At 59.3% G+C, this 25,472-nt stretch carries 28 protein-coding genes and 2 pseudogenes; 11 read left to right on the top strand and 19 right to left on the bottom strand.

Annotated features, from left to right (window positions below; genetic code table 11):
* Window positions 1-104 precede the first annotated feature (104 nt).
* Window positions 105-1,112, top strand: coding sequence for a PdxA family dehydrogenase (locus NO876_RS11945; RefSeq protein WP_256421897.1), 1,008 nt, complete (start codon window positions 105-107; stop codon window positions 1,110-1,112).
* Window positions 1,113-1,166: 54 nt separating this feature from the next.
* The gene (locus tag NO876_RS11940; RefSeq protein WP_256421896.1) at window positions 1,167-2,699 is read left to right on the top strand and encodes an FGGY-family carbohydrate kinase; all 1,533 of its coding nucleotides are present in this window, start codon (window positions 1,167-1,169) and stop codon (window positions 2,697-2,699) included.
* Between the two features lie 49 nt (window positions 2,700-2,748).
* Here NO876_RS11940 and NO876_RS11935 read toward each other — a convergent pair whose 3' ends face one another.
* Both NO876_RS11935 and NO876_RS11930 read right to left on the bottom strand, forming a co-directional pair.
* Complete coding sequence (locus NO876_RS11935) at window positions 2,749-3,141, bottom strand: hypothetical protein (RefSeq protein ID WP_256421943.1); 393 nt, start codon at window positions 3,139-3,141, stop codon at window positions 2,749-2,751.
* A 422-nt stretch (window positions 3,142-3,563) separates the two neighbouring features.
* Window positions 3,564-4,886: a cytochrome P450 gene (locus NO876_RS11930; protein ID WP_256421895.1), complete on the bottom strand. Its 1,323-nt coding sequence runs from the start codon at window positions 4,884-4,886 to the stop codon at window positions 3,564-3,566.
* A gap of 85 nt (window positions 4,887-4,971) precedes the next feature.
* Here NO876_RS11930 and NO876_RS11925 point away from each other — a divergent pair, with 85 nt between their 5' ends.
* Window positions 4,972-5,652 (top strand): helix-turn-helix domain-containing protein, encoded by a 681-nt coding sequence (locus NO876_RS11925; protein ID WP_256421894.1) that lies wholly within the window; start codon window positions 4,972-4,974, stop codon window positions 5,650-5,652.
* A 17-nt stretch (window positions 5,653-5,669) separates the two neighbouring features.
* On the opposite strand, the gene NO876_RS11920 is transcribed toward NO876_RS11925, so the two are convergent.
* The 6 genes from NO876_RS11920 to NO876_RS11895 form a co-directional block, all read right to left on the bottom strand.
* The gene (locus tag NO876_RS11920) at window positions 5,670-6,476 is read right to left on the bottom strand and encodes an alpha/beta fold hydrolase (RefSeq protein WP_256421893.1); all 807 of its coding nucleotides are present in this window, start codon (window positions 6,474-6,476) and stop codon (window positions 5,670-5,672) included.
* Window positions 6,477-6,567: 91 nt separating this feature from the next.
* On the bottom strand, window positions 6,568-7,254 hold the full coding sequence (locus NO876_RS11915; RefSeq protein ID WP_256421892.1) for a helix-turn-helix domain-containing protein: 687 nt from the start codon (window positions 7,252-7,254) through the stop codon (window positions 6,568-6,570).
* A 70-nt stretch (window positions 7,255-7,324) separates the two neighbouring features.
* On the bottom strand, window positions 7,325-7,732 hold the full coding sequence (locus NO876_RS11910) for a hypothetical protein (RefSeq protein WP_256421891.1): 408 nt from the start codon (window positions 7,730-7,732) through the stop codon (window positions 7,325-7,327).
* Window positions 7,729-9,216 (bottom strand): serine hydrolase domain-containing protein, encoded by a 1,488-nt coding sequence (locus NO876_RS11905; RefSeq protein WP_256421890.1) that lies wholly within the window; start codon window positions 9,214-9,216, stop codon window positions 7,729-7,731. Before NO876_RS11905 ends, NO876_RS11910 begins: the two co-directional genes overlap by 4 nt.
* Before the next feature lie 456 nt (window positions 9,217-9,672).
* Window positions 9,673-10,155, bottom strand: coding sequence for a class I SAM-dependent methyltransferase (locus tag NO876_RS11900; protein WP_345780753.1), 483 nt, complete (start codon window positions 10,153-10,155; stop codon window positions 9,673-9,675).
* 417 nt (window positions 10,156-10,572) lie between these two features.
* Window positions 10,573-11,496, bottom strand: coding sequence for a DUF7351 domain-containing protein (locus NO876_RS11895; protein ID WP_256421888.1), 924 nt, complete (start codon window positions 11,494-11,496; stop codon window positions 10,573-10,575).
* A 173-nt stretch (window positions 11,497-11,669) separates the two neighbouring features.
* Here NO876_RS11895 and NO876_RS11890 point away from each other — a divergent pair, with 173 nt between their 5' ends.
* On the top strand, window positions 11,670-12,326 hold the full coding sequence (locus NO876_RS11890) for a hypothetical protein (protein WP_256421887.1): 657 nt from the start codon (window positions 11,670-11,672) through the stop codon (window positions 12,324-12,326).
* Entirely contained in the window at window positions 12,323-13,603 is a 1,281-nt protein-coding gene (locus tag NO876_RS11885; protein WP_256421886.1) for a hypothetical protein, read from the top strand. Before NO876_RS11890 ends, NO876_RS11885 begins: the two co-directional genes overlap by 4 nt.
* 189 nt (window positions 13,604-13,792) lie before the next feature.
* On the opposite strand, the gene NO876_RS11880 is transcribed toward NO876_RS11885, so the two are convergent.
* Window positions 13,793-14,023 (bottom strand): HalOD1 output domain-containing protein, encoded by a 231-nt coding sequence (locus tag NO876_RS11880; protein ID WP_256421885.1) that lies wholly within the window; start codon window positions 14,021-14,023, stop codon window positions 13,793-13,795.
* Window positions 14,024-14,440: 417 nt separating this feature from the next.
* Here NO876_RS11880 and NO876_RS11875 point away from each other — a divergent pair, with 417 nt between their 5' ends.
* The 3 genes from NO876_RS11875 to NO876_RS11865 all read left to right on the top strand — a co-directional run bounded on the left by NO876_RS11875 (window position 14,441) and on the right by NO876_RS11865 (window position 15,910).
* Window positions 14,441-14,632, top strand: coding sequence for a hypothetical protein (locus tag NO876_RS11875; RefSeq protein WP_256421884.1), 192 nt, complete (start codon window positions 14,441-14,443; stop codon window positions 14,630-14,632).
* A 312-nt stretch (window positions 14,633-14,944) separates the two neighbouring features.
* Entirely contained in the window at window positions 14,945-15,208 is a 264-nt protein-coding gene (locus NO876_RS11870) for a DUF8152 family protein (protein WP_256421883.1), read from the top strand.
* Between the two features lie 321 nt (window positions 15,209-15,529).
* A complete protein-coding gene (locus NO876_RS11865) occupies window positions 15,530-15,910 on the top strand; it encodes a cupin domain-containing protein (RefSeq protein ID WP_256421882.1) in 381 nt (126 codons plus the stop codon).
* A 12-nt stretch (window positions 15,911-15,922) separates the two neighbouring features.
* On the opposite strand, the gene NO876_RS11860 is transcribed toward NO876_RS11865, so the two are convergent.
* The 3 genes from NO876_RS11860 to NO876_RS11850 form a co-directional block, all read right to left on the bottom strand.
* Window positions 15,923-16,246 carry a DUF7521 family protein gene (locus NO876_RS11860; RefSeq protein ID WP_256421881.1) on the bottom strand — a complete coding sequence of 108 codons (324 nt, stop codon included), beginning with the start codon at window positions 16,244-16,246 and terminating at the stop codon, window positions 15,923-15,925.
* Window positions 16,246-16,593 carry an ArsR/SmtB family transcription factor gene (locus NO876_RS11855; protein WP_256421880.1) on the bottom strand — a complete coding sequence of 116 codons (348 nt, stop codon included), beginning with the start codon at window positions 16,591-16,593 and terminating at the stop codon, window positions 16,246-16,248. Before NO876_RS11855 ends, NO876_RS11860 begins: the two co-directional genes overlap by 1 nt.
* A gap of 109 nt (window positions 16,594-16,702) precedes the next feature.
* A complete protein-coding gene (locus NO876_RS11850; RefSeq protein WP_256421879.1) occupies window positions 16,703-17,842 on the bottom strand; it encodes a hypothetical protein in 1,140 nt (379 codons plus the stop codon).
* 376 nt (window positions 17,843-18,218) lie between these two features.
* Between NO876_RS11850 and NO876_RS11845 the strand changes: the two genes are divergently transcribed.
* Complete coding sequence (locus tag NO876_RS11845) at window positions 18,219-18,797, top strand: TlpA family protein disulfide reductase (RefSeq protein WP_256421878.1); 579 nt, start codon at window positions 18,219-18,221, stop codon at window positions 18,795-18,797.
* A gap of 2 nt (window positions 18,798-18,799) precedes the next feature.
* Window positions 18,800-19,543 (top strand): cytochrome c biogenesis CcdA family protein, encoded by a 744-nt coding sequence (locus NO876_RS11840; RefSeq protein ID WP_256421877.1) that lies wholly within the window; start codon window positions 18,800-18,802, stop codon window positions 19,541-19,543.
* A gap of 1,154 nt (window positions 19,544-20,697) precedes the next feature.
* Here NO876_RS11840 and NO876_RS11835 read toward each other — a convergent pair.
* From NO876_RS11835 to NO876_RS11815, 5 genes are all read right to left on the bottom strand, one after another.
* A complete protein-coding gene (locus tag NO876_RS11835) occupies window positions 20,698-21,009 on the bottom strand; it encodes a hypothetical protein (protein WP_256421876.1) in 312 nt (103 codons plus the stop codon).
* Between the two features lie 53 nt (window positions 21,010-21,062).
* Window positions 21,063-21,458 carry a universal stress protein gene (locus tag NO876_RS11830; protein WP_256421875.1) on the bottom strand — a complete coding sequence of 132 codons (396 nt, stop codon included), beginning with the start codon at window positions 21,456-21,458 and terminating at the stop codon, window positions 21,063-21,065.
* Between the two features lie 123 nt (window positions 21,459-21,581).
* A complete protein-coding gene (locus NO876_RS11825) occupies window positions 21,582-22,010 on the bottom strand; it encodes a universal stress protein (RefSeq protein ID WP_256421874.1) in 429 nt (142 codons plus the stop codon).
* Between the two features lie 119 nt (window positions 22,011-22,129).
* The gene (locus tag NO876_RS11820) at window positions 22,130-23,215 is read right to left on the bottom strand and encodes a sodium:phosphate symporter (RefSeq protein ID WP_256421873.1); all 1,086 of its coding nucleotides are present in this window, start codon (window positions 23,213-23,215) and stop codon (window positions 22,130-22,132) included.
* A gap of 117 nt (window positions 23,216-23,332) precedes the next feature.
* A complete protein-coding gene (locus NO876_RS11815) occupies window positions 23,333-24,202 on the bottom strand; it encodes a universal stress protein (RefSeq protein ID WP_256421872.1) in 870 nt (289 codons plus the stop codon).
* 75 nt (window positions 24,203-24,277) lie between these two features.
* Between NO876_RS11815 and NO876_RS11810 the strand changes: the two are divergent.
* A pseudogene (locus NO876_RS11810) lies at window positions 24,278-24,392 on the top strand (CopG family ribbon-helix-helix protein); the annotation flags it as partial.
* Between the two features lie 30 nt (window positions 24,393-24,422).
* On the opposite strand, the gene NO876_RS11805 reads toward NO876_RS11810, so the two are convergent.
* Both NO876_RS11805 and NO876_RS11800 read right to left on the bottom strand, forming a co-directional pair.
* Window positions 24,423-24,806 (bottom strand): hypothetical protein, encoded by a 384-nt coding sequence (locus tag NO876_RS11805; protein WP_256421871.1) that lies wholly within the window; start codon window positions 24,804-24,806, stop codon window positions 24,423-24,425.
* Window positions 24,807-25,115: 309 nt separating this feature from the next.
* Window positions 25,116-25,433: pseudogene (locus tag NO876_RS11800) on the bottom strand (DUF7970 domain-containing protein); the annotation flags it as partial.
* Window positions 25,434-25,472 lie beyond the last annotated feature (39 nt).

Genomic DNA, 25,472 nt, shown 5'->3' with positions numbered 1-25,472 from the left:
CAACTCTGCGTCGCCAACTGGACTCAGTCCCGTCAGAGCCGCTCGGTCGGCGGCCCGCCCGCAACCGGACAAATTTTAAATACTATTGCGTGACACACGGGACTATGTTGACACGAAAGCCAATCATCGGCGTGACGATGGGCGATCCCGCCGGTGTCGGCCCCGAAGTGACGCTCAAGGCCGTCGCGAGCGACCGCGTTCGGGAGACCGCGACCGTCGTCGTCCTCGGGGACTACGACCACCTAGAGGCGCTCGCAGAACGGTACGGGATCAATGTCGGTCTCCAGCGGGTCGACGGGGTCGACGCGATAACGGACGATGGTCCCGTCGACGTCGTCGATTTCGACAACGTCGGTGATTTCGAGTTCGGCGATCTCCGTGCCGAGAACGGACGAGTGAGTCTCGAATACGTGGACAGAAGTATCGATCTCGCGATCTCCGGCGAGGTTGACGGGCTGTGCAACGGTCCGATCCACAAACAGGCGATCGGGATGGCCGGCAGCGAGTACGCCGGACATACCGATATGATGGTCGATCGTACCGACACCGGGAGCCACACCGCGCTTCTGACCGATGGGACAATTTACGTGACCCACCTCAGCATTCACGTTCCGCTGTCGGAGGCGATCGAGCGCGTCACCACCCAAAACGTCCTCGACGCCATCCGGGTCACCCACGAGAAGCTACCCGAAGCCGGGATCGAGGACCCGTCGCTCGGCGTCGTCGGTATCAACCCTCACGCGGGCGACGGCGGCGTGATCGGAACGCTCGACGGCGAGGAGATCTCTCCTGCCGTCGAAGCGGCCCGCGAAGAGGGGATCGATGCGTCGGGACCGCTCCCGCCCGACAGCGCGTTCAACCGGGCGCTCGATGACGACTACGACTGTATGGTCGCGATGTATCACGACCAGGGGCATATTCCGCTCTTCGTCAATAGCCACGTCGACGGCGGTGGCGTCGGCGCGACGGTCCTCATTCTCGGACTCCCGTTTGTCAGGGCTACGACGCTCCACGGAACCGCCTACGACATCGCAGGCAGGGGGATCGCGGCGCCCGAAAGTATGATAACCGGGATTACGCTCGCCGCGGACGCGATCCGACAGCGGTCCTGAGAGACCCCTCCGGCGGCGCAACTGTTATATCGTATTCCATAATCAACGACGATTATGGACGAGTGTCTGCTCGGCTTCGACATCGGGACCACGAACTCGAAGGGGCTCCTGATCGATCCGGATCTCAACGTGATCGAGTCGGCGTCGCTCCCACACGGGGTGTCGACGCCGGAGCCGGGGTGGGTCGAACACGAGCCGAGCGAAATCTGGTGGGGCGAGTTCACCGAGCTAATCCGGGAACTGCTGGCGGTGTCGGAAATCGACCCCGAGCGGATCGCCGGGATCGGAATCAGCGGATTGGCGCCGAGCGTGTTGCCGCTCGACGAGTCGGGAGCTCCGCTTCGACCCGGGATGCTATACGGAGTCGACACGCGCGCCGGGGAAGAGATCAAACTCCTCAACGAGTGGATCGGTGAGGAGCGAATTTTGGAGGTGTGCGGCAATTCGCTTTCGTTTCAGTCGGCCGGACCGAAGATCCTCTGGTTGAAACGCAACGAGCCGGAGATTTTCGAGCGGACGGAGACTATCGTCGACGCGGTCGGGTACGTCGTTTCCCAACTTACCGACGAGTACGTGATGGACAACGCTGTCGCCTCCTTTTTTCACCCTCTCTATAATCTCAAGGAATTGGAGTGGGACGCGGAGATGTTCGAGAGGGCCGGACTCGACCCCGAACTGCTGCCCGAGACGAAATGGTCGGCGGAGGTCGCTGGCGAGGTCACGCCCGACGCCGCCGAACGGACCGGACTCGCGGTCGGGACCCCAGTCGTGACCGGCGCGGTCGACGCGATCGCGGCGCTCCTGAGCGTCGGCGGCGTCGAACCCGGGGACACCGTGTTTATGTACGGGACGACCGGCGTCGTCTACTCCACGTGCGCCGAACCGCGGACGGTTCCGGGCGTATGGTCGACGCCGCACAGCGTGGAAGGCAAGTACGCGGTCGGTGGCGGGATGGCGACGTCGGGTGCGATCACGGAGTGGTTCGCGGACCAGTTCGCGGGCGAAGCGGTGCTCGACGAAGGGGTTGGGAAGGGGAAATACGACCACCTCAGCGAGGAGGCGGCGGAGATCGATCCCGGCTCGGAAGGGCTCGTCGTACTCCCGTACTTCAGCGGATCCCGGACCCCGCTCAACGACGATCGGGCCCGGGGAACGATCGCCGGGTTGACGCTGTCACACACCAAATACCACGTGTACCGGGCGATCCTCGAAGGGGTGGGGTACGGGTTCAGGCACAATCTCGAGATGATAGAGCACGCCGACGTGCCGATCGGTCGGACCTTCGCGATCGGCGGCGGCGCACAGAGCGATCTCTGGCGACAGATCGTCAGCGACATCACGGGGTACGAGCAGAAATACGTCAGCGACCCGCTGGGCGCGCCGCTCGGAAGCGCGTACCTCGCAGGGATCGGAAGCGGCGTATTCGACGGATACGACGCGCTCAAAACGTCGACGACGGCGGCGACCACGACGCCAGCGAATCCCGCGCGGACGGCGATATACGACGAGTATTACGACGTGTATCGAGATCTGTATCCGGCGATGAAAGACGAGATGCACCGTCTAGCGTCGCTAGGCAACAAATAACCGAAGTCGGACGTCCGGGCGGTGTTACGTTAGGAACGAGGCAGAGCGATCATCTAATTCCTATGCCAGAAACCCTGCTCACTGGCTCTTCCGAGCGGATTGACTCGGTGCTTGTGGTGCGAAAACGGACGCCTTGCGAACTCAGTGAAACTGGCATACAGCTCCTCCTCGGCGGTTTGTCGGTTTCAAATACAGTTGTATCGCTGGAAATCAGCTGTTGAACGGGGCCGAACAGCAGTTCACAATCGAGTTCAGAAACGTCACCAGCGTTGAGTGCTTTGATCGCTCCCTCGAGGACCCCGAGCACCGCGCCTGGAGACTGCGTTGCATCGAGACGTTCGAGGCAGTCTCGCTGGACGTCTTCGAAGAAAATCGTCGCCCGAATTCGCCCGTCGTAGCTGCGTGGTGCTCCTGGATCAACGAACGTCCCGCCGAGAGCCATCTCGCTGAACTACCGGCGAGCGCCGTCAGTTCGGAGTGTTCGTTGACCAGCCCTAGTAACGAGCCGGTCGCATCCGTCGATGACAGTCTTGGCAGCTACATCGAGTCCTCTGTTTCAGATGGCCGTACCTCCCGAATCGCCCCACCATCGATGACGACTGTCCCGTTTCGATACAGGCGATTTTTTCTCGTCGACGGTCATCACCGTCGCGTCGGGAATCAGGATATTTGGTATCATACTAGACATATCTGGAATATTGTAATCAATTTGCCAAATTTGATGGGTCTGCGTCGCACCGTGCAACAGAATCTACTGAATTATCGGCAGTCTCAGCGTTCGCTATACGTACGAGGTTGAATATATCTCGGTCACGAGGCATACACTGTCGATTCCAGCCGGTGGATGGGTGATATTGAATTCATTCAGCATTCGTGGAGTTCTATCTCTATCGGTTCGGCGGGCCTGAGGTTCGTACTGGTGATCAATTTTGGGTTCGGGTCAGACACAAGTTCAAACGAGTACTCGCTGAGGATCGCTGCGAGGATAGTTTTCATTTCCATACGCGCGAATCGCATTCCGATGCAGTGACGGGGGCCGCCGCCAAACGGGAAGTACGCGTACTCTTGGCGGTTCTCGGCGGCGAATCGCTCGGGACGGAACGTTTCCGGGTCGTCCCACAACGCTGGGTCACGATGGACAGTCCACTGTGGTAAGACCAGGGTGGTACCTTCCGGAATGGTATATCCTTGTAACTCCACATCTCGCGCCGTTTCCCGGAAGAACATATATACTGGCGGGTAGAGACGCATCGCCTCGCTGATTGCGTTCTCTGTTTGTTCGAGCTTCGGGAGATCTTCGGCGGTCAGATCCCCGTCACAGACGGTATTGACTTCCTCTCGGAGCGCAGCCTGTTCGTCGGGATGTTGAGCGAGACAGAGGAGGGTATACGTCAGCCCGAGCGCCGTCGTCTCGTGCCCAGCGAAGAGGAACGTAATTATGTTGTCACGGAACTCTTCTCGTGTCAGATCACTCGATTCGACAAATCCGACGAGGATTGACAGCAGGTCATCGCCGCGATTGTCATATTCCCGTTTCCGCCGCTGTTGAGCCAACTCATCGACGAACTGCTGGAGTTCATCGAGTTTGCGTCTGTATCGTCGATTCGTTGGCGTCGGAAGGCGGCCCGGGAGGAACGACCAGAATCGGTTCGTATCGAACTTGGCGAGAATTGCATCCGACGCCTCCGAGACGACTGGGTTCTCCGTCACGTCCACGCCGAACAGCGTTCGTCCGAGCACGTCCATCGTCGTCGCAGTCATTGTGTCGTTGACATCGACGACCATCCCGTCACGCCACTGTTCGACCGTCTCTTCCGCAGTGGACCGCATCTCGGGAACGTACGTGTTCAACCGTTCTCTGTAGAACGCCGGTTGTACCTGTGTTCGTTGATTCTGCCACTGATCGCCACCCGTAACGAACAGTCCCTCGCCCATCGCGTCAGCGAGATTCCGGGTCAACACCTCGCCCTTCTCGAAGGCTTCGTGATCGTCGAGGAGTATCCGCTGGATAGCTTCCGGATGAGCGATCATACACGCATCGGTCCCGAACACCTCGTAACTTGCGACGCGACCGTACTCGTCGCGTAACTCCTCGAAAAACGCGAAGATATCACGACTCAAATCGATTGTATTGCCGATAACTGGTAATCCGCGCGGACCGGGGGGATACTTCGCATCTGTGCTCATATGCTCCCATTGTCAACACTCGGACTCCGGTGTTCTGTCGGACAGGTCCACCCCTTTTTATTATTCCCGAACGATCTCGCCACTAATGCGGTACCTCCAGTTACAGATTCGCTTCCCGCCCGAGGCGCGACACCCGATGCATCAATTCCTCGTCGAACAAGACTCGATTCAACGAGCGCACCTACGGCACTGGAACTTCTCGAACCCTGCGTACATCACCACCTTGCTCCACATCGTCGGAGACACGAGAGAGGGACGCGAAGAGTACCTTGCGGCACTTGACGCCGTGGAAACCATCGAAGAGTACGATGTAACACCGGTTGATGACCGCAGTTTCTACGTCTACATTCAGGAGACAGCACAGGGGTTCGCCAGTCGCCTCCGTGCCCTCCTCACCGATACGGAACTGCTCGTCGTCCCACCAATCGAATACGGCTCCGATGGTGAGATGCTCTTCGAGATCGCTGGCGAACAAGATTCCCTCCAAGATCTGGTCGCCAACCTTCCCGATCACCTCTCTGTGTCGGTCAACCGCCTCGGGGAATACGACGCGTACAGGGAGTCGCAAGCCACAGCGTTGACCGACCGGCAAGAAGAGGTGCTCGAAGTTGCACGGGAACGCGGGTACTACGAAATCCCTCGCCGAGCGAGCGTTCGAGAAGTTGCTGATGAGGTGGGTTGTTCGAAAAGTACCGCCGCAAACCATCTGCGAAAAGCAGAGGCGCGACTTGTGTCGCTCTACGAAGACCGTTCCACTACGAAATGATGTCGGGTAATTCGGTGTTAGTCGCTCCTCTCGGGGACGGGTGTCTCTTTCCCGTCGATGAAGGCGCGAACCTCGGAGGTGACGCGATCTGGTGCTTCTGTTGGACCGCCGTGGCCGACGCCCTCGAACTCGACGAACTGGCTGTCCGAGAGGGCTTCGTCAACCGCACGGATGCCGTCTCGAAGATGGGGCGGCCCCTCGGTTCCGGTCAGTAGGAGTATTGGTGCGTCGATGTCTAACGACTCGGGGAGACGGTACTGCTCGATGGCGCGGTTGATCCGCGCGATGTTCTCGGTCAGCGCGACAATGTCTGGCCACGGCGGCCACTCGTCGAGCCAGCCGTCGAGGTCATCGACGTCGCCACCGTGCATCACCTCGCGGATGTAGAACTTCATCGCCTGTCGGCGTTCCCCGTCGTCGATTCGCGCCTGCATCTGGGACGCGAGGTCGGCCTGCTGTTTATACTCACCGACGAGGACTGCCGGTTCGTACGCGACAAGCGCCTCGACTGGTGCAGTTCGGGCGGTTTCGATCGCCAGTAGACCGCCAAACGAATGCCCGAACAGAACCGGCGTTCCATCGACTGCATCAATGACCGCACGGATATCTTCGACTCCCCGATCGAGGCTATACTCCTCGGAGTCGCCGCTTTCCCCAACTCCGCGTCGATGGGGGATGACAACGGTGTAATCGTCGACGAATCGAGGGACTATGGGCGTCCAGTACTGGGGAGCGGATCCGCCGTGAAGGAGAATTAGCGGCGGCCCTTCTCCGTGGTGTTCGTAAGCGATGCTTGTGCCATCTGCTGACGTGACCGTCTGCATTGTGCGTGTCGTAGTTTGGACGGGACTGGGGAATCGTTATCTCTCAGCCATCCGGCCATTTAAGTGCGGACGTGCTCCAGCGTGTGGGACGTCAATCGGGGAGCGGCGGCCAGGTCGTCGCCACTGTCTCCTCGATGAGCCGCGTTTGGGCACGACGCAACCGCTCAGAAACCGACGACGCAGAGATATCTAACTCTGCGGCGACTTCTTGCAGCGATGCCCGACGGGGGATATCGAAATGGCCCAGTTCGTACGCCGTCCGGAGTGCCTCCTGCTGCTGGTCGGTCAGCCCGTCACCTGGCGGTTCGGACTCACCGTCACGAGTGAGGCGTGACAACTGAAAATCGGCGTTCTGTTGCCAGAACGCCGAGAATTCGTTGAACGCGTCTCGGGTGGCAAACCAGCCCGTCTGTCGCCAGCCGTCCGGTAATACCTCGATCCGTTCGATGATCGCGTCTGCCCTGGCAAGCGCCTCAAGACCCGCGAGGTCGTCGATATGGACGCCAAGTTGTTGCTCGAAACTGAGCGAGGGGATCACCTGATACCGACGCGTGTCACCGGCCTGTCCGATAAGCGTCCATTCACCGACGTCATAGGCGTCAGTTAGAGCGTTCGCAACCGGTTGGTGCGACCCGTCAGTCACGGTCACGAGAAACAGCGGTCGTTCCCCGTGGTTGAATTGCAGTTCGAGGAGTATCGTTGCCTCGGGTACTGTCGTTGCTACCTCGACGAGCGGGAGCGCGTCGCAGTATATCTCGAATTCAGCGACGAGCCTCATACGCGATGGTGGCTGTCAACACTATTGGTAGCATCGAAAGATTTGGGTAATACGACGTGGTTCACTGGGACTACACCGCCAGGAATCCAAGGGTTGAGAGCTGCCAGCAGAACGCGAAGCCCAGCAGCGCCAATATCGTCTGATGGATGCGTGTGCGCAATGACCAGTAACGGTACCGCCATGCCAGCAGGCTACCGGCAGTCGTCCCGAGCGTGAGGATTACGATGAGATACGGGAGCGCGAGTGCGATCTGCATCGGAAGCGGTTGCGTGATGAGCGTGAGATCGCCGTCGGTCTCCAAGACGAACATAAAAAGCACGACGAACCCAATCGAGACACCGCTCAGGCCGACGCCTGCTGCACGAGCGAGCCACGAAAGACTGGTCGATCGGCGTTTGACGCCGTGAGTGTACCCGCTTCGGTCGGCTTGTTCGTGCTGCTGTTCGGTTCGTTGTTGAGAGACGTGCTGGTCTGTCATTCAGAGCCCTCCGTGTCAGGGTTCTCGTCGGTGCGATGCTGTTTCCACTGCTGCCAGGCACTGTATCCACCCCATCCCGCGAGCGAGAGACCGAACCCGGATACTGCGCTCCCGAGGACACCCCCGGTCACGAGCTGGCGTTCGTGGAACGGAACAGGCTGATAGGCGCCAGTGGGTTCGCTGTTCATATGCAGCACGTCCACCTCGCCATCCGTGATCTCGAAGGCGAGGACATCGTGGCCGCCAACTTCCTCGTACACGTACGGTTCAGTCTCGACCCACCGTCGGGCGTCTCCTTCGAGGGTTCTCGTGCGCAGGCGGCTGTCGGCTGCGGGCTCGACGCTCAGATGTGTGAGCAGATCGGCGACCTGGAGTGGCCCGCTCCGCGGGAGATACGAGAGGCTGTATTCGCCGGCGACCGTTTCGGTTCGCTCCTGACCGCCCGGTCTCGAAGCCGGTGTCGGTGTCGTCGGTGCTTGCTGGAGACCGAACTCGGCGACGATCTCGTCAACGACCGCTTTCGGACCCTCACTCGGGGTGCTGTTGAACGCGATGAAAATCCCAGCACTGTGGTCTGGGGCGAGCAGCAGGTAGCTCGTGAAGTTGACCGTCGCGCCCGAGTGGCCGATGAGGTTGGCGTCGGGACTCCCGTACTCGTGGAACCCGTACCGCCAATTCGTGACTGCCGGGTGACGGACGTGATGGCGGCTATGCATCGCCTTGGCTGTCTCCTCCTCGAGAATACGCATTTCGCCGACTGCGCCGTCGCCGAGGTGCGCACTCATAAACGCGGCCATGTCCGTTGCCGTCGCACTTAGCGAGCCCGCGGGACACATATCGATGTAGACGTCGTCAGCTGCCAGGAACGAGTCACCGTCGCGGATGTGTGGCGCAGCGAGGTCGCCAGGCTGGTCGGCCGGGACGGGCTGGGCGAACGTGCTGTGAGTCATCCCGAGCGGGTCGAAGATCTCCGACTGAACGTACTCCTCGAATGTCCTGTCGTGGGCTTCGGCAACGACGTGGCCAGCGAGCCCTGCGCCGTAATTTGAGTACCCGACGAGTTCGCCGGGCGGACGGATGCGCGAGCGCTGCTCGTCGAGGAGCACCGTCTCTAACGAGTCGAGAGCGGCTGGATCGGCGACGATATCGGGATCGAGGTGGGATTCGAACCCGGCGGTGTGAGTGCCGAGATGCCGGAGCGTCACGGGATCGTCGTACGTGGCCGGAACTGTGACAGCGGAGTCGCCGAGATACGAGTTGACGTCGGTGTCGAGGTCAAGTACGCCCTGTTCGACGCTATGCATAACGGCGGTGTAGGTCACGAGCTTGCCGACTGACCCGACTCTGAACATCGTCCCGTCGGCTCGGACCGGAACATCAGCATCAGCGTCAGCAGCGCCGTATCCTTTGGTGAGGATGGGTTCCTCTCCCGAAACGACGGCGACAGTAGCTCCGGGCGTCGTCGTCCCGATCCGTTCGGCCATCACATCGTCGACAACTGCTTCGAGTCCGTCCGAATCTGGGAACGAACCTTCGCCTGGCTGTGAGTCGGTTCTTTGAGAGCCTGTCGCGGCCCTCGTTCGACCGGCCGCAGTTCCGATGGTGACGAATCCAAGGCTGCCGAGACCGGCGAGGAACGACCGTCTCGTGGTTCTATCGGTGCTATCGTCCGTCGTGGAGCGTCGTGGTCGTGTCATCAGTCGGCACGGCCGTGGGTGAGGTGGTTGCGTTGTCGGGCGTTGCAGTCGCGGTTTCGCCGGCGTGTCCAGAGGACCACGGTGACGTACCCGGCGAGTACCGCTACGAAGAGTGGAATGCCGCGAGACGGGCTCCACAGGTCTGTCGCAGTGTGTTCGGCTGTCAGTGGACTTGAGACACCGGGGATTTCTGCGGCACCGAGGTCGAAGACGTTCATATGCACGTAGTTCACGCGTAGACGATTACCTCGGGGTGGCGTCGATGGTAGTGACGAGACCGAAGAACGCGGTTGCTGCGTTCTCTACCGTGAGGCCGGCCTTTTCCACAGTCTCCAACGGTTCGTGATTCAACCGGCAGCCGTTCTTCTCGTAGTGTGCCTCGGCGCGCCAGTCCTGGAGCCAGGCGAGTGGCGCGACGTCGCTGCGCCTGTGTTCGAGTAGCAGAATCTCGCCGTCGGGGGAGCAGACTCGCTCCATCTCGTGGAGCGCGGCAATCGGGTCGGGGAACGTGCACGTCGAGAACGACGAAATGACGGTGTCGAAGCTGTCGTCGGGGAAGTCTAGTGCCTGGGAATCCATCTGATTGACAGTTCCGTCAAGTTCGAGCCCATCGAGTTCGGTGCGAGCGTGGGCGAGCATCGCATCACTGATGTCGATGCCAACGACTTCGCTCGCCGACGGGAGGTAGCGAAAGTTCCGCCCGGTGCCACAGGCGACAGCAAGCACTCGGCCGTTCGCGTGCTCGAACTGGCTTCGACGATACCGACCGGCGAAGAGCCGATCGAGTTGCCGCCAGCGAGCGAGCTTGTCAGCCACGACTGCGTATGAGTCCGCGATCTCGCTGGCCGACTTCGAACGTCTCTGTACCGACTGCTGTCCCGCGGTGTTCTCGCTGTGTGTTCGATTCTTCTGGCCTGTCGGTTTGTGGGAATTACTCGATTGCACGGCTGGGGCCTCCGTAGATCGCAATTACGGGGTTGGCCAGCGACACCGATAAATTTATCGTATATTTGATAATTTGTCGGAGTTGCTTCAAAACTGAGGTTGAGCAAAAGCCGAGAGATTACGTTCCTAGTGCCGATAATTAGAAAACCGCTCTATCTGCACCGTCATCTGGTCAACGCCGCTCCCGTAAAACTTCTGTCAAGAGTGGCGGGGATCACCGTTTTTGCGTCGCACGCGCTCGGTCCGCATCACGGTCGCAGTCGAATCGAGAAACAGTCGAATCGCATCATCCTCGTGACGCAACACAACCTCGTATTCGTCGGGGTCGGACGCGATTTGTTCGGATGTCCAGCATCCCTGGTAAAGGTGTTCGTTGAACTCCCAGATGCCCCGCGAGGTCACATCGATTCCCCGATCCCAGTGGAACGCTATCGACGCCGGATGGTAGACGACACTGTAGGTCAGCGGGCTGTTGTACCCACGAAGGCACTCCTGACAAGTACTCGTCACGAGGAACGAGTCAGCGTCGGGCAACGGATTCCCCCGCATCTCGATCACGTCACTGGATAGGTGAGCCCCGCATTCCGGGCACATCCCCCTTCGAATTTGTTTAGAAACTTCCGCGCTTTGTAGTTTGACGCTCTCGATCAGCGCATCATCGTCGTGGGTCTTCACCTGTGCAGGCGTTATCGGCTGCCCCGCAACTGGCTGTTCGCACGCCGAACAAACGATACGGAAAAACTGGCGTGAGAGAAACGCTTCAAGCGCTTCTTCTCCACAGAAGACGCACATCCCATCGACTGGTTTGGGACCGAACGAGTCCGGCCGCTCGTAATTCCCGGACAAGATGAATCGGACGATGCGTTCACCAGCGTGCGTGAGCGAGTACCCGTCGTCGCTTTTCTGTAGGTACGTCCCAGTGAGTTCACCGAGGTGGTACGACAGCTTCGACGTATTCTCCACCTCAACGTAGTCATAGATTTCAGAAAACGCGAGTTCGGCAGGTCCCGACCCCACCTCTTCGAGTTCATACTGGGCAACAGCAGCAGCGCGAAGAATATCGACTCGAGTGTCGTCAGCAAGAAGCCGAAACATGTCCGTGGCCGAGTGGTTCTCCGTCATTGTCTTTTGCGTTGGGCCCCAATCGCGCTGCGATATTGAAACCATTCGTCTCTCAAGCGCTGAAATGGCAGCAGTAGGCAGGTCCTGAAACAACCGTTAGGGGGAGATGAATCTCAGTCGAGAGGACGACGGCTCCGGAAAGCGTTTTACACCGCCACTCGATGGCAGCGGTGATGCCCTCCCTGACCCGCCGTCGGGCCCTCCTCACGGTCGCGTCCGGGGTCGCCGCACTCGCCGGGTGTTCCAGCGAGGCCGACCTCCCGACGATCGACCGGCGGGGAAGTCACGACACGATCGAGGAGTACGAAGCGCGTCGCGTCCGCAATGGAGATGGAGCCGTCTTGTTCGCCCACGGAACGGAGTTGCCGACGCCGAGCGACGAAGGGCGCGGTCGGTACGCCCGTCGCGGTCGACGTGTCATCGTCTCCGCGGACGATCTCGCCGAACTCACGTTCGGCGACGTGCAAGAGGCCGAGCGACTCCGCTCGTTCGTCGCAGAGACTGACTTCGATTCGTCGTCGGTATACCTCCTCTCGATGCCCGTCGAAGCCTGTTACGAGATCCACCTCCAGTCGGCAAGTTTCGAGTGGGACGAGTTGGAACGCGGCGACCTTCACCCCCACGCCGACTTCTGCCGAACGCACCGCCCCGCTGACATCGAATGCAGCGTCGAGGAAACCCACACCGTCGGATTCGCAATCCGACTGCCCGTCGCCGCCGAACAGTCCTCGGGGATGGGTCGCGGGATGTCGAGTTCTTGCCGGCCCTCGCCCCGCGGAGAGTACTTCAACGCGACGGTGACGCCCGCAAGCGGGGGTGATGGCGAATGAGGTCGCGTCGCAACGTGGTCGCCGGACTCGGAACCATCGGCGTCGCCGGGCTGTCCGGGTGTGCAGCCCTGCCGTTCGGGAACGACCAATCCGCCAACGAGGACGTGTCGCTGTCGACTCGCGATATCGGGTCGCTCGCGTGGCCCGAGTCACCGTTCCCGGTCACAGTTCCCGTCAGCCTGGTGAACGCGCACCGCGAGCGATCCCGCGAGTTACTCGCGGCGGTTCCGTCCGAGCCGTCTGTGCCGAACGGCGCCGTCGCCGAGGAGGTGCGATCGAACCGCGAACGCGCCGCGGATCGTCTCGATGATGCGCCGGACGAGTCCTGGCCGACCGAGGAACTCTCGGTGTGGCGCGGGCGGCGAAACGAGGCCGCGTGCGTTCTGGGAGCCTACCGCGCCGCGACAGGTGAAGACGACGCAGAGGCGGTCACGGAACAGCGGCAGGGGGTGCGCGATGATCTCGGTTCCTTCGTTGCCAACCACGAGTACCGCGCGTCGTCGCCGTTGGAGTCGGTGCTCGCGCACGCACCGATAGAAGACCTGGTGGGGGATTGCCGCCGACGCGTCCGCCCTGACCCGGCGTATCCGTCCGATCCGATCGCCCGTCCGTTTCAGGCCGGGGACGCTGTCGGGCGGGTTGAACTCGCCCGAGCGACGCTCGCCGACGCCCGTCGGCTGCGGGAAGTGTACCTGGGCGGGCGCTCCGAGACGACCCCGCAGTGGACAGCACTGATCGACGCGTCAAGGCGCTTAGAATACGCGACTTCGCGCACACGCTCGTCTATTAGTGACTTCCTCGACCGCGAGGAGCTACCGTTCCGCGCCGACCTCGACGGAACGGCGGGCCGGTGGTTGTTCAGACGGGCCAGCGGATACGTCGAGGCGAAGACCGAGGAGGCGCGGGAGCATCGAAACGACGGCCGATTCGCGGCCGCCGTTATCGAAGCCGGGCAAATCCTGGCGGGCATCGAGGCACTCCGAGCGACGATAAACGGACTCCGTGACGGCGCATATCAGAGTGAAGTGACCACCGAGTCGGTCGCGAGAACGGCCGACCGAGTGCAGGAAGCGATGTCCGCTATCGGGGAGAGCGAAAACCCTCGAATGGCTGCCCAGATCGTTCGACCGACGCTCGGGACCTTCGAGTACGTCACCAACCTCATCGAGGAACATTACGCCGACGCCCCGCGCGTCGAAGGCGACTTAGCTTGGGTTGAACTCTACGCTCGTGCCGTTCCCGCCGCGGCCGAGTTCGTGGTCGAACGGCTCGAATAGCTACTCCACCAGTGGCTGGTTCGGAACCGCCGGGGCAGCACGTCGCGCTGCTTTGCCCGCTATTGTGAACCGCCTCGGGGTCAAGTGGTTCAAGAATCTTCGATTCTCGTCATCACGGAAATCGAAGGTTTCCGTACGACCCCGAGGCACTCGCCGTGCTTATCTGTAGAGCATACACGTAGCGACGGCTCACCTCTCGTTGACAGTGACGTTCCCATCTGCCACCACTACTTCATAATCGAGATATCGAAACTCGATACGCGTGTCTTCCGTCTGTGCCAATCGCTCAACCGCTTCAATATCAATCGTTTGACCGAGTGGTGGGAGGTCAGTCACTTCTTCTCCCGCTACCCGTGCGACCTCCTGTACAATCTCGACCGTGAGTGACTGGATTTCTTCGCTCCTCCGGGAGCACTCCATAGGCCTTTTTTAACAAATCTGGTAATAATAGTAGGGAAACTCGCGTCAACCTTCTTTGAGTTGACGATGAAAAATAGCGTCAAAACAACGCTACTGCCGATCGAGTCGCGTGACCGTAAGAGCCCGCCGTGGAGATCTAGGTCGCCCTCGAAGTCGATCTCACAGGCGGTGCAGGGGGTGGGGGCCGTCGCTGTTGCAGTGGCCGATGCCGCTGCTGGAGTACTCAAGGTGGGGTTTTCTCGCCTGTCGTCGAGCGATCGCTCTCGTCTGTCTGTCGCTCGCTCGGCATCGTGTTCCTCCGTGAGGAGAGTGGCCGGGAGTCTGTTGCAGGTGAGAAGGGTACCTCAGGGGGCCTCTCAGGTCTTCCCGCACAAACTCGAACGTACTTCTATACGTAGGACTGTCGTAAAGTGGCCTATGCGGAAGTTCACTCTTCGAGCTGACGGCACTGGGACGATCGAACTCGTTTGTGAGCGGGACGACGAAGAGGCCCCCGCCCCTCGTGTTCGCTCGTTCACGGGACGTGACGAGTTCGGGCTTCTCGCCGACGGTTTGACGCCCGGAGAACAGGTCCTGCTGTTCGTCGACGACACCGTCTCAGAGGAGTAACGCTGAGGAACACGCCTATCTCCATCGTCTGTTAGAATGCAGTACTCCCCCCTCAGGTCTCGTACTACTGGTATCAGTCATTATTCCCACCTCCTGTAAGCAAGTGGACGGGTGGCTCGACGGGCCGCATCGCGGCCGCAACCTCCTCAAGCCGAGCGACTACTACCAGCAGCGCGCCGGATCCGATAACCGGTGCCCCGATGACGTATGTCGCGGCGATGTTGTGGCTCGGTTCGGGAGAGCGGAAATGAGACAGACGTCGACCCCGCGACCAGGGGGTATACGACGATCGGCCACGATACTCCACCTATAATGTCGGATGACGCGAAAGCGGAACTGTACCAGTGTCTCGCGGCCACGGCCGAACGGCCGGTCGATCGGACGCCGAGTCGCCTGCTAGGTGAGGCCCAAGCGGTCGCCGACGATCTTCGCGCGATCGATGACCCGGCGGTGGTCGCCGACCGCGCCAGCGTCGTCGTCGAACTCCTCTCGAAGATCGACGGGACGGGCGACCCCGACGCCGACGCCGAGGTGGCTCGGGCCCGGGAGCTCGCTATGGCACTGGCCGCCGAGTGAGGATCCGATCACTTCCCGACCGTCGACTCCACAATCCAGGTTTCCTCGTCGGTTAGCCTGTACAACTCGATGCGATCTACGATGGGAGTGGGGCGACAGTCGAGAGGGTCACCGACAGTACGGCGGCCATCCGGAAGGCGATCGAGTACTTGAACTCTCGAGGGCGACTTCGGAGCCCCGCACGGAAGTGACCCAAAGCGTGTACCTGACGGAGTCGATAGGCGGTGAGAAGTTACGATCCCTTCCGTGGTGATCAGCGAACATCAAGAACAGGAGGCTTTCGTGAATACACCCAAGTTCTCGCACACGGATACACGAGTGATGACAACCACAGATTCCACCCCGGTCCTCCGCCGAGCGTCGGAGATCGCCTACGACACCGTCGAGTTGGCTGAGGGCCTCCAGAAAGGCGTCTTGCTGGGTGATGAGGACGGGACGCCGAATTTCAATATGCGACGGTTCATCCTCCAGCCGGGCGCACGCGTCCCCCGACACACCAACGAGGTCGAACACGAACAGTTCGTTATCGAAGGTACCTACCAGGTCGGGATCGGCGAGGAGACCCATACCGTGTCAGCGGGTGATGCACTCCTGATTCCGGCTGGTGTCGAACACTGGTACCGGAACGACAGCGACGACCGCGGGTCATTCCTGTGTGTCGTGCCGAAAGGCGACGACGAGATCACTGTGCGAGAGCCATAGCGGAAGAACAGACTACCGGGTTGTCGCAATTTGCAGGGAATACGCAATACAGACGAGCCCGGCAAGCTGGGTCATCCTGACGACTAGACGGACGGCGTTCTGGAGGTCGATTGGGATGATGCGGAATGCGAGCAGTCCCTGTCCGGTGACTGCGAGCGTGTACGTGAGCCCGAAGAGCAGGATCATCCCGATCGAGAGCCAGCGCATCGAGCGTTCACCATTCCGTCGAAGCCCGCGATACGCTTGATAGCCAATGTAGAGTCCGATTAGCGCCGAGGCTGTGGCTGCAAGCCCCGCGAGCAGTCCAATAGGGGACCCGAGTCCGACAAGGGACATCAGAATTTCCCCCAGAGGCGCGTCAGTTGATCTGCGACGTCGTCGCTGTCTCGCTCTCGATCGAGGTCCCATCGCAGCTCGCCATCCGCAATGGTGACCTCGAATCGATGCAACCGAGAGACGTACACCCTCTCGTGGTGGCCGTCAGACCGGGGTCGGGTCCGCTCACCAACAAGATCGGCGTCGGTCAGGCGGTCGAGCCGCCGGTAGATCGACGATGTGGAAACCTCACAGTGCTCGCTCAGTTCGTTGGCCGACAGCGGCTGGTCGCTGGTCGCAGTCAGAATCGAACGCGTGTGCTCGTCGTCCAACAACGCGACGACGGTCGCTAGGTCCACGTCGGCCATCTCTCTCTCAGATCTCATTAGGCGTGTACAAAAATGCTGGATTCCAAACGCGAGCACGTCGCAGGAGAGCCACTGTCGACTCCCGTTGACCGGCACCGCCGTGATGACGTTACTCATCGGTCTCCCCCTGCAAATCCACAGTGAACAGTACGTGGAAATGGGTTCCGCCCGTCGAGTACACGAGGGAGACGCCCTCTGCGTCCGGGTGCTCGCTCAGATCAACGGTCGCCTCCGCATCGGGCGACACTGAATCGCCGTCGCTGTCCGACCAGAGGGGCTGTTTCTCGATTTCCCCAACGTCATCCGGCCGGTCGAGATCGTAATAAAGCCGGTCCGCGGAGACCGACTCACCAGCTTCGTGTCGAAACGTGACGCGCGCTGCGTCCGCGTCTTGGGCCCAACCCCACGTCACTTGCGGGAGATCATACTCGGGTGCAACCTCGCGCGCTGAGTTGAATGGTACCTGGGCTTCAACTGTCGCAAGCGAACCGTCGATCTGCACGTCGAACGTTTCGGCCTCCGTGGTGAATCGGTAACCGTCTTCTTGCAGCGCGTGTTTCAGGGCGGACTCCGTCGGCACACGGCCGTCCTCGTAGCGATATGAGACGACTTGGTACGCCGTCCTGCCATCGAGTCTGAACGCGTCGGCGAGCATCGCTGGTCGGCCCGTCGGATCGTGGATGTCCGTGTTGACGATGAGGTGGGCGTTTCCACCAGCGGCCGTTGTGAGCTGGTCGAACCGCGCGCTCTCCTCGTGATATCGAGGCCGTTCACCAGCGCCGGCATCGATAAGCGCCTCTAGGTTTGGCTGCTCGTGTTTCTGTACGCTCGTCCAGACAATGACGCCGTCGCCGATAGCGACGCGACGCGGCACGTCCGATCGAGCGAAGACAGAGTGGCCTCGATACTCGCCGGTGCGTTCGTAGCCGCTGTCAGTGACGGTCTCGGTGACCGGCGTGCGATCGAAGGAGGCCTCGATGACGGTGCCGAAGATCGAATCAACGAGTCGGTCGTAGTTCTCGAAGCCGATGCCAAAGTAATTGATGTCCGCCTTACTGTAGGCTCGCCGCGCGATGAACTCCTCGGGAGCGCCCGGTTGGAGGGTGGTCGGCTGCACGGCGGCGAAGTAATACCGTTCGATGGGTGACTCGACGCTCGTTGGGGCGGGGAGCCACCGTCGATACGCCGGATCACCCCCGTTCGGGACCGTCAGGCGACCATAGCGCTGATTGCCACCGAGTGGGGGCAAACTGGAGAGACATCCAGCAGTCAGTAGTGGGAGGGCTGCACCACCGGCAGCGAGGAGCTGTCGGCGTGTTCGGTCGTTGGAGGGCCGATGTCGTGGTGGGGACATACCGCAGTTCAACACCCAGCACCCACGGCTGTATAAGTGAAGTCTCAGCCTCGGCCGAGTGCAGGCCGTCGATATGTTTTTATATTCGAATGGGTGGGCTTAGTCGGCTCCCGCATCCCGGCTTTTCCTGCAATTCGAAATCGGTCGAGTAGTAACCGTATACTCGAGAGCCGGACAGCTCCACGCGTGAAGCCGTTCAGGCAGGGTAAAACCCGAGTTTTACTTTCCGAACAAAATACAACTATCCGGTTTAGAATTTCACAATCGACGTATGCCCTCCAGTAACCGCAGAGAGTTCCTCGCAACGATCAGTACCGGATTCGGAGTGAGCCTAACTGGGTGCGCGGGTCAGTTATCTACTACGACAACCACCTCACAGTCGACAACCGACACAACAGCCGAGAACAACAAGACAGACACGAGTTCCAGGTTAGCTCTCCCGTCTGTCGTCACTCACGATGAGTTTCCCGACGGTGAAGTCGTTCTCAAGCCAGACGGGAAAATCGTGCTGTTGAACTTCTTTGCGACGTGGTGTCGCCCGTGTCAAGAAGAGATGCCGGAGTTCCGGAAATTGCGAGCAGCCTACGACACTGCGACACTTCATATGGTTTCGATCACACCAGAAGTGGACGAAGGGCTCATCAAGCAGTTCTGGGACGAATACGAAGGTACCTGGCCAGTAGTGAAGGATCCGGGATTAGTTGCGACTGACCGATGGAACGCGAACAGCTATCCGACGAACCTCGTATTCGACAGTGATGGAACTCCAGTTTCAGGCGATGAACCGGAAGTCAGAGCACGGACATTCGAGGATTTCAAGTCCGTAATTGAGCCGTTACTGGAGGCGTGACGATGGCTGGACTTGCTCTCCCAGCTCTCTTTGGGCTCGCGTTTTCCGCAGGCGCTGCGACCTTCTTCGCCCCGTGTGCCTTTCCGCTACTCCCAGGATACCTCTCGTATTTCCTGAGTGACACTGTATCCACTGTCGATAGTGGATCTCCTGCGTCGACAACAGGGGCGAACACAATCGTCGAACAGATCCGCCGCCCGCTCAGTCGCGGTATCCTACTGAGTGCACTCGCTGGTGCCGGGATGACAGTCGTGTACCTCAGCCTCGCGGGCACAGCGGCGTTTCTCGGTGCACAAGCGCTGGCTGAGATCGCACTGATGGAACTCGTCGTCGGGAGCGTGTTCGTCGTCGCCGGGGGCCTGATGATGGCTGGCTGGAAGCCCTCCCAGTCGATTGTCCGACTCCCGAAGCGAGAGCGATCTCTCAGCGGATTCTTTGTCTTCGGTGCGTTGTACGCTGGTGCTGCAGCAGGGTGTACCGCGCCTTTGTTCATCGCTGTCGTTATCCAGGGGATGTCTGCTGGTCCGATGCTCGGGGTTGGCATCGCACTTGTATATGCGATCGGAATGAGCTCCGTACTTGCTGTTTTCACGTGCGTCACGGCTCTCGGTGGGTCGTCGATCACGGCCACGCTCAGGTCACACACCCGGACGATCTACCGGGTCGCCGGCGCGCTTCTCGTCTGTTCAGGGATCGCAGAGATCTACTACTACTTTTACGGCTTTCCGGAGGTGTTCCCCCAGTGAAACGATCCGCCCGCTTGGCGGCAGTCTGCGTCGTCTGTCTTTTGCTCACCGCCGGGTGTACTGCACCAACCAACGCCCCCCAGTCATCCGCTGAGTTGACTGCGGATGACGTAAGAGATACCAACGCGCTGATTCAAGCGCATACCGAAACGCTTCGGTCGCAACCGTTCACCGTCCGGTCGACGACGACCATTCGAGATAGCAACAACTCGTTTGCGGCCACGATCAATCGGACATGGAAGGTTGATCCTCGACCGCCAGTACGGGCGCTCGCAACTCGGACACCGGCAGCTACCGGTGATGCCCCAGCACGGTATCAACAGGCTCCAGAACGAATCTCGGCGTGGCGACATGGAAACGAGACGACCGTTCGTGTCGAATCAGGTACTGAGACTCAACTCCGGCAAGTAAAGTTACTCAACACCTCGGTCAGACTCAACAGCGCCCTCCACCGGCAACTCCTCTACAGATACAGCACTCGGCAGAATACGACAGTCGAGACGCTCACCCGGAACGGAGCCCAACTCTACCGTGTGCGGGCGGATCTGAACGACACGCACGTCACCTCGAATGCATCGATGACACTACTTGTGAATCAGAAGGGATACGTCCAGCAGATCAAGACGAGACGAACCGTCGCGTACCGCTCTGGGCCACGGATAATCACGGAAACAATCCGGTTCAGCCGGATCGGCAGAACCAACGTTGAACCACCGTCGTGGGTTGAGACTGGCGTCTAAACTCGAGACGGTGTGAACTTGCGTCGACGTCAAGGTCGCGGTTGGTGATAACTCGTCCTCAACAGTGAGGGGTGATCATCGTCGAATAGCTGGGTGAAAACGATCAATCTCTCCGATTTCCAAATGGGTGGGTGTCATAGAAGTCCTCCCACACCAATCAGGAATCGCTCAATACAGATGATGCACCTAACACACTTGAAGGCAGAAATTGAATCAGGAATTATGGAATCATACACCTCTCTTACACCAACTGATTGGGTTTTGAGTCTGTTTGTGACAGCCATTGTTGTTGTATGGCAACTCTTCGCTGGGAGTTCCTTCAGCTCAAAAATGGCTGGCGCACTGATGTTCGGTGGTCTTCTTCTCGGGATCAGTATGCACGTATTCGAATGGTATCGTGAGCGGTAAGCACAGTCAATCTTCAGAACGATCGTCTCCATTTATTTGAAATACCTTGACGAAAAGCAGTACAAGTGCCACAAATACGACTGCACTTCCGATCACGCGAGCGACGGCTGGTATCGGCGTTTCATACTGCCGAATCGCAATAGCAATATCTCCGAGCGTTGCGACTCCAAGCCCAAGTAAAAAGACGCCGACGATGAGGAGATGTCGAATCGATCGGAGCAGTTCGTTCGTTTTGGAGGGCATCGAAAGCAATTCCGGCAGTGCCGTCATAATTTCACCGAAATACAGATATTGCACAACTCGCAGGCAGGTTCTCACAGCAGATTCAGGTGCGAGACTGTGAAATAACCGAGTGTCAACGTGGGATCGCTTTACGGAATGATGGTTACAGGTATTTCATCTGCACCGACCACGGTTTTGGCGGCGCTACCCAGGATAGCCTGACCGAGACGTCCGGTACCGTGATGACCCATAATGATATGATCGTAGTCTCGCTCGACAGCTACTTCCAGGATTAATGAACCAACTCGGTTAGCATAGCGAGGGGCGGCCATCTGTGTTATCGGGATAATCTCTGGATCGTCTTCGATACCGGCTTCCGCAAGTGTGGTCCTCGCCCGGTCCAGGAGGTTCTGCTTTGCCTCCCCATCATAATCGGTGATGTGTATGACGTGAAGCGAGCCCTCAAACCGTGAGGTGAACTCAGTAGCGAACTCCAGTGCGCGTAAACTACATTTTGAGCCGTCAATTGGGACGAGCACTCTCATACGTATTCCTTCAACGCTCAAGTACAAAATGGTGTCTCGAGAGTGGATTCTCCCCCGGATGTTTGGTATGTTCCTCTCTGTGATTCGCCGTTTCAGGGGCGAATCTGGGGGCACAGTTTGCGGTCACCTGACGACAGTCACAGGCACTGATGCACGCTTCATCACCGTTTCAGCGACCGAACCAATGAGCATTCGAGCGACACCCGAGCGTCCGTGGCTCCCGATGACGATCACGTCGATGCCGTGTGTGTCCGCGTACCCGAGGATCTCGTCTGCGGCCTTGCCAACCTCGCTTGCTTTCTTAACCTCCCGGTCGTGCTCGGCTGCTTTCGCCTCGGCCTCGGTGAGCAGTTCTGCCGACCGATCTCGGGCCCGTTCGCGGAGCGTTTCGTCTCCGACCAGTGCTTTCGCGCTATAGCTCTCTTCGATGTAGTCGATAACGTGGAGGACGGTAATCGACGCATCCGAATACACGTCGAACGCGTGTGCCAGCGCTTTCTCCGAGAGCGGGGTCCCATCGTACGCAACGAGCACCTCGTCGACGGACGACATACTCAAGAGTTGCGTGTTAAATCCACATAAGGCTCGGGGGCAACTGAGCCTGCGGGAGGGGAGGAACCACCCGTATTAGCGGATCTCTCTCGATAGAACAGACTTTCTCGGTCGCAGAACTAGATTGGAAGTAGAACCAGAACTATCGGGAGAATAACCAACGAGACGAGAAACCCAGCCAGGTACCGACGGTTGGTAACGAGTCGGGTTTGGGTGGTCTCGACAGCTCGGAAGTACGTCGAGAACCGAACCAGTGTTCCGACCGTTATGATCGTTCCGACTGCCACGAGTGATAGCACGATAGCCACGCCCTGTGGGGATTCCAAAAGCACAGCGATGACAATCGTGTCGAAGAAGGTGCCGACATTAGCCCCCAGAACGTAGGGAACGATCTCCTCACGTTTGATGTAGTTCCGATTGTAGAGCGGAACGACTACCCCCAGCGAGAACGCAACGCTGGTCGTCACGCCGGTAATGAGGATACCGAGTCCGAACGAGGTCCATTTGTGCTGAAATCGGCGAAAGAACCGCTTGCGAAGCCATTCGGTGTCGATCCGCTTGAGTAACCGATCGAAGAGCGTGAGGCTGCCGAACAGTACGAGAACGGCTATCACGAGTGCCAGGCCCACACCAACGGTATCGACGATGGCTCCCGTCGCCGGATCGAAGGCCGCCAGCGGGTGAAACGAGAGTTCGATTCGGTTACTGACGGCTCCGAATCCCGTCTGGAGTCTCGGCAACAGGAGATACCCGAGGACGGTCGCCGGTAGATAGATCGAGTGGGACAGGAGGAACGTCAGTACCCCCAACTCAGTCGCCTCACCGAATGAATAGCGCCGCTTCTGGAAGTAGTCCAACATTCCTATCAAGAGTACGATTGCGGCGCCCCCGAGGCGTGAGCCAGCGAGCATCAGGAACAACTGTGAAGCCGTGAGAATCCCGGTCTTGAACAGCGAGACGGACAGGGCCGCTACTACTGATCCGTTGGTGAGCACGTACGTGGCGAGCCAGCTTGCACCCAGAGCTCGCCCACTTCCGGCGACGTATCGCCTGAAGAACCGTTCGAGCGGAGCGGCCGCGGCTGCTGTGGACGCACCCAGCAACTGAACCGCGAACAGGAACAGTAGCAGGGAGACGAATGCGCCGAGGACTAATGGACCGGATTCACGCCCTTGTGTCAATATCTCGTCGACGTTCGAATCCACAGTATTCTGTCTCTACAGCCTCATGGCAGGCGTACAAAGGTTACGCCGTGAGAGGGGAATGCCTGCTATGTGGACGTGTTCGATCTTGGGTGGCGTCCTGTTGATATCACAGAATCGCTACTCCCCTTGTCCAACCGTGAGGACGGGAACTGGTGCAGAGCGAACGGTCTTCTCGGCGACGCTCCCGAGAAGGATTCGATCGCTCCCGCGTCTCCCTGTCGTTCCCATCACGACGGCGTGGATATCGTTCGAGTCGATGGTGTCGAGTATCACCTCGATCGGGGACCCGTGTTCGACGTGCCGGACACTATTCGAAACGCCGTGTGTCTCTGCCTCCGACACGAGGTCGTCAACGGCATCGGTCGCAGCCTGTTCACGTTCCTGTCCCGAAATAGTTGAGCGCACGTCCAGACCCAGCGACGCATCGTCGACGACACACAGCACGTGAACGGTCGCATCGAGAGCCGCTGCAAGTGAGAGGCCATGCTCGGCAGCATAGGCCGCACCGGCACTCCCGTCGGTCGGTATGAGGATGCTCTCGTAGGGGAACACCAGGTGTTCGTCGGGCTGCATCCGCGCTGTGAGGACAGGGACGGAAGACAGACGGACGACCTTCTCCGTGACGCTCCCGATGAGGTATCGTGACACCCCCTCCCGACCGTGGGTCGGCATCACGATGACGTCGTACTCGTATTGCTCGGCGTACTCGACGATTGTCGGCGCTGGATGCCCCTGGACGACGTCGGAATCGTAGTCGACACCGAGTGTGGTCAGTGTCTTTTCTGCTTCCTCAACGATGTCCTCACCCTCTTGAACAAGGGCGTCAACGACCTCGGTTTCGACGACGGTGACACTGTCGTGTCTCGTATCCGCGACGAACAGAACGTGGATCGTGGCGTCGGCCCAGTGTGCGATCTCGGCAGTGTGATACAATGCCTCCGCAGCTCCATCGCTTCCATCGAACGGGAGCAGAATGTCCTCGTACATGTACAGTGTGAGTACCTACGGGCATCACGCCCAAGTGGTTTGTCACCCACCAGCAGAGGCGTCTCACCCACACCACTCGAGTCCTTATTCTGCCAGGGGGGCCGGCGAACGTGTTCGGGAACTGACTTACCGCCTTCGTGACTTCGACGGCGTGAATCGGGTGAAAATTATGGTGATTCGAGATAACTGAGCGCAATAGACGTCCCGTGAATTCGCACGCTCAGTCCGCTGCCGTTGCCGTGTTTCCGGCTGAATCGGCCGGCGTGTTCAAATAGAGGTAGATTAACACGAGGATCAAGGCGACCTGAACCGCCTTGTCAACGTAGTCGATCATCCCGTACTCTGACTTGGCGACGATCCAGAGGGGGAATTGCACGGCAGTATACGGAATCCCGATCAGGTAGAGCAGTCGCCGCCGGTAGTCGAAGAAGAACAGCACAAGCGCGCCGGCATAGCCAACACCTGCGAATGCAACAGGAATCCGCCCCTCGACGATACCAGCATACACGTGGATGACACCAGTGATGACGACCAACGCAACTGCCAGCCACTGGGGCTGGGTGAGTGACCCTATCTGACCCGACGAAGTATTTTGCGTATACATTACAATACTAAATCGTTCGGGATAGGAGATAAGGACTGTTATTATTAGATCATAGGTATCATCAGACGACGTGCATTAAGCGGTTGTGCCGGTTTCTCAGTCAAGATGGTTGTAGCTACGCTTTCGCCCGGAAGAGAACAGTATCCACACAACTGATTCGTTCCTCCACTACCAGCTATGCATTGAGATGGCCAGTCTCAACTTCTGTGACACCGGGCCCGACCGAGTCCGGCCTACAAGCAGGATATTCAGCTATTCTGGAACTACTGTGGGGTATGATAGAATAGTATTCTATTTTAGAATAGTAAGCTATTCAGTCGATTCTAAAGAAGCGGACTCGCGGGCTTGTTCGAACCGTTCGGCCACTTCGTCCACGAGATCTTCCTCCACGACTGTTCGCAGGAGAGCATCAGTCATCTCCCGAACGACGATGTTCTGATAGCCCTGCTGGTTGAGCTCGCGCTCCAGTTCGTACTTCAGCCAGGAATCGAAGTCCTCAATCGTAGCCTCCCGGGCGTAGAAAGGCCGCTGTTTAGCGGCCTCATAGCTGAACGCTGAATCGGTCATCGGGTTTCGTCGTTCGACCGGTTCCTGAGAGGGCGTCTCCTCGTTGCCCTCCGATTCGGACAGTCTCGATCGAAGTGACGCCGTCTCCTGAGTCTACCG

It is taken from the genome of Halobellus rarus (assembly GCF_024494595.1).
GTDB classification, from domain to species: Archaea; Halobacteriota; Halobacteria; order Halobacteriales; family Haloferacaceae; genus Haloquadratum; species Haloquadratum rarum.
Note: the sequence above shows the minus strand (reverse complement) of the source record. Positions and strands in the feature narration are given on the sequence as shown.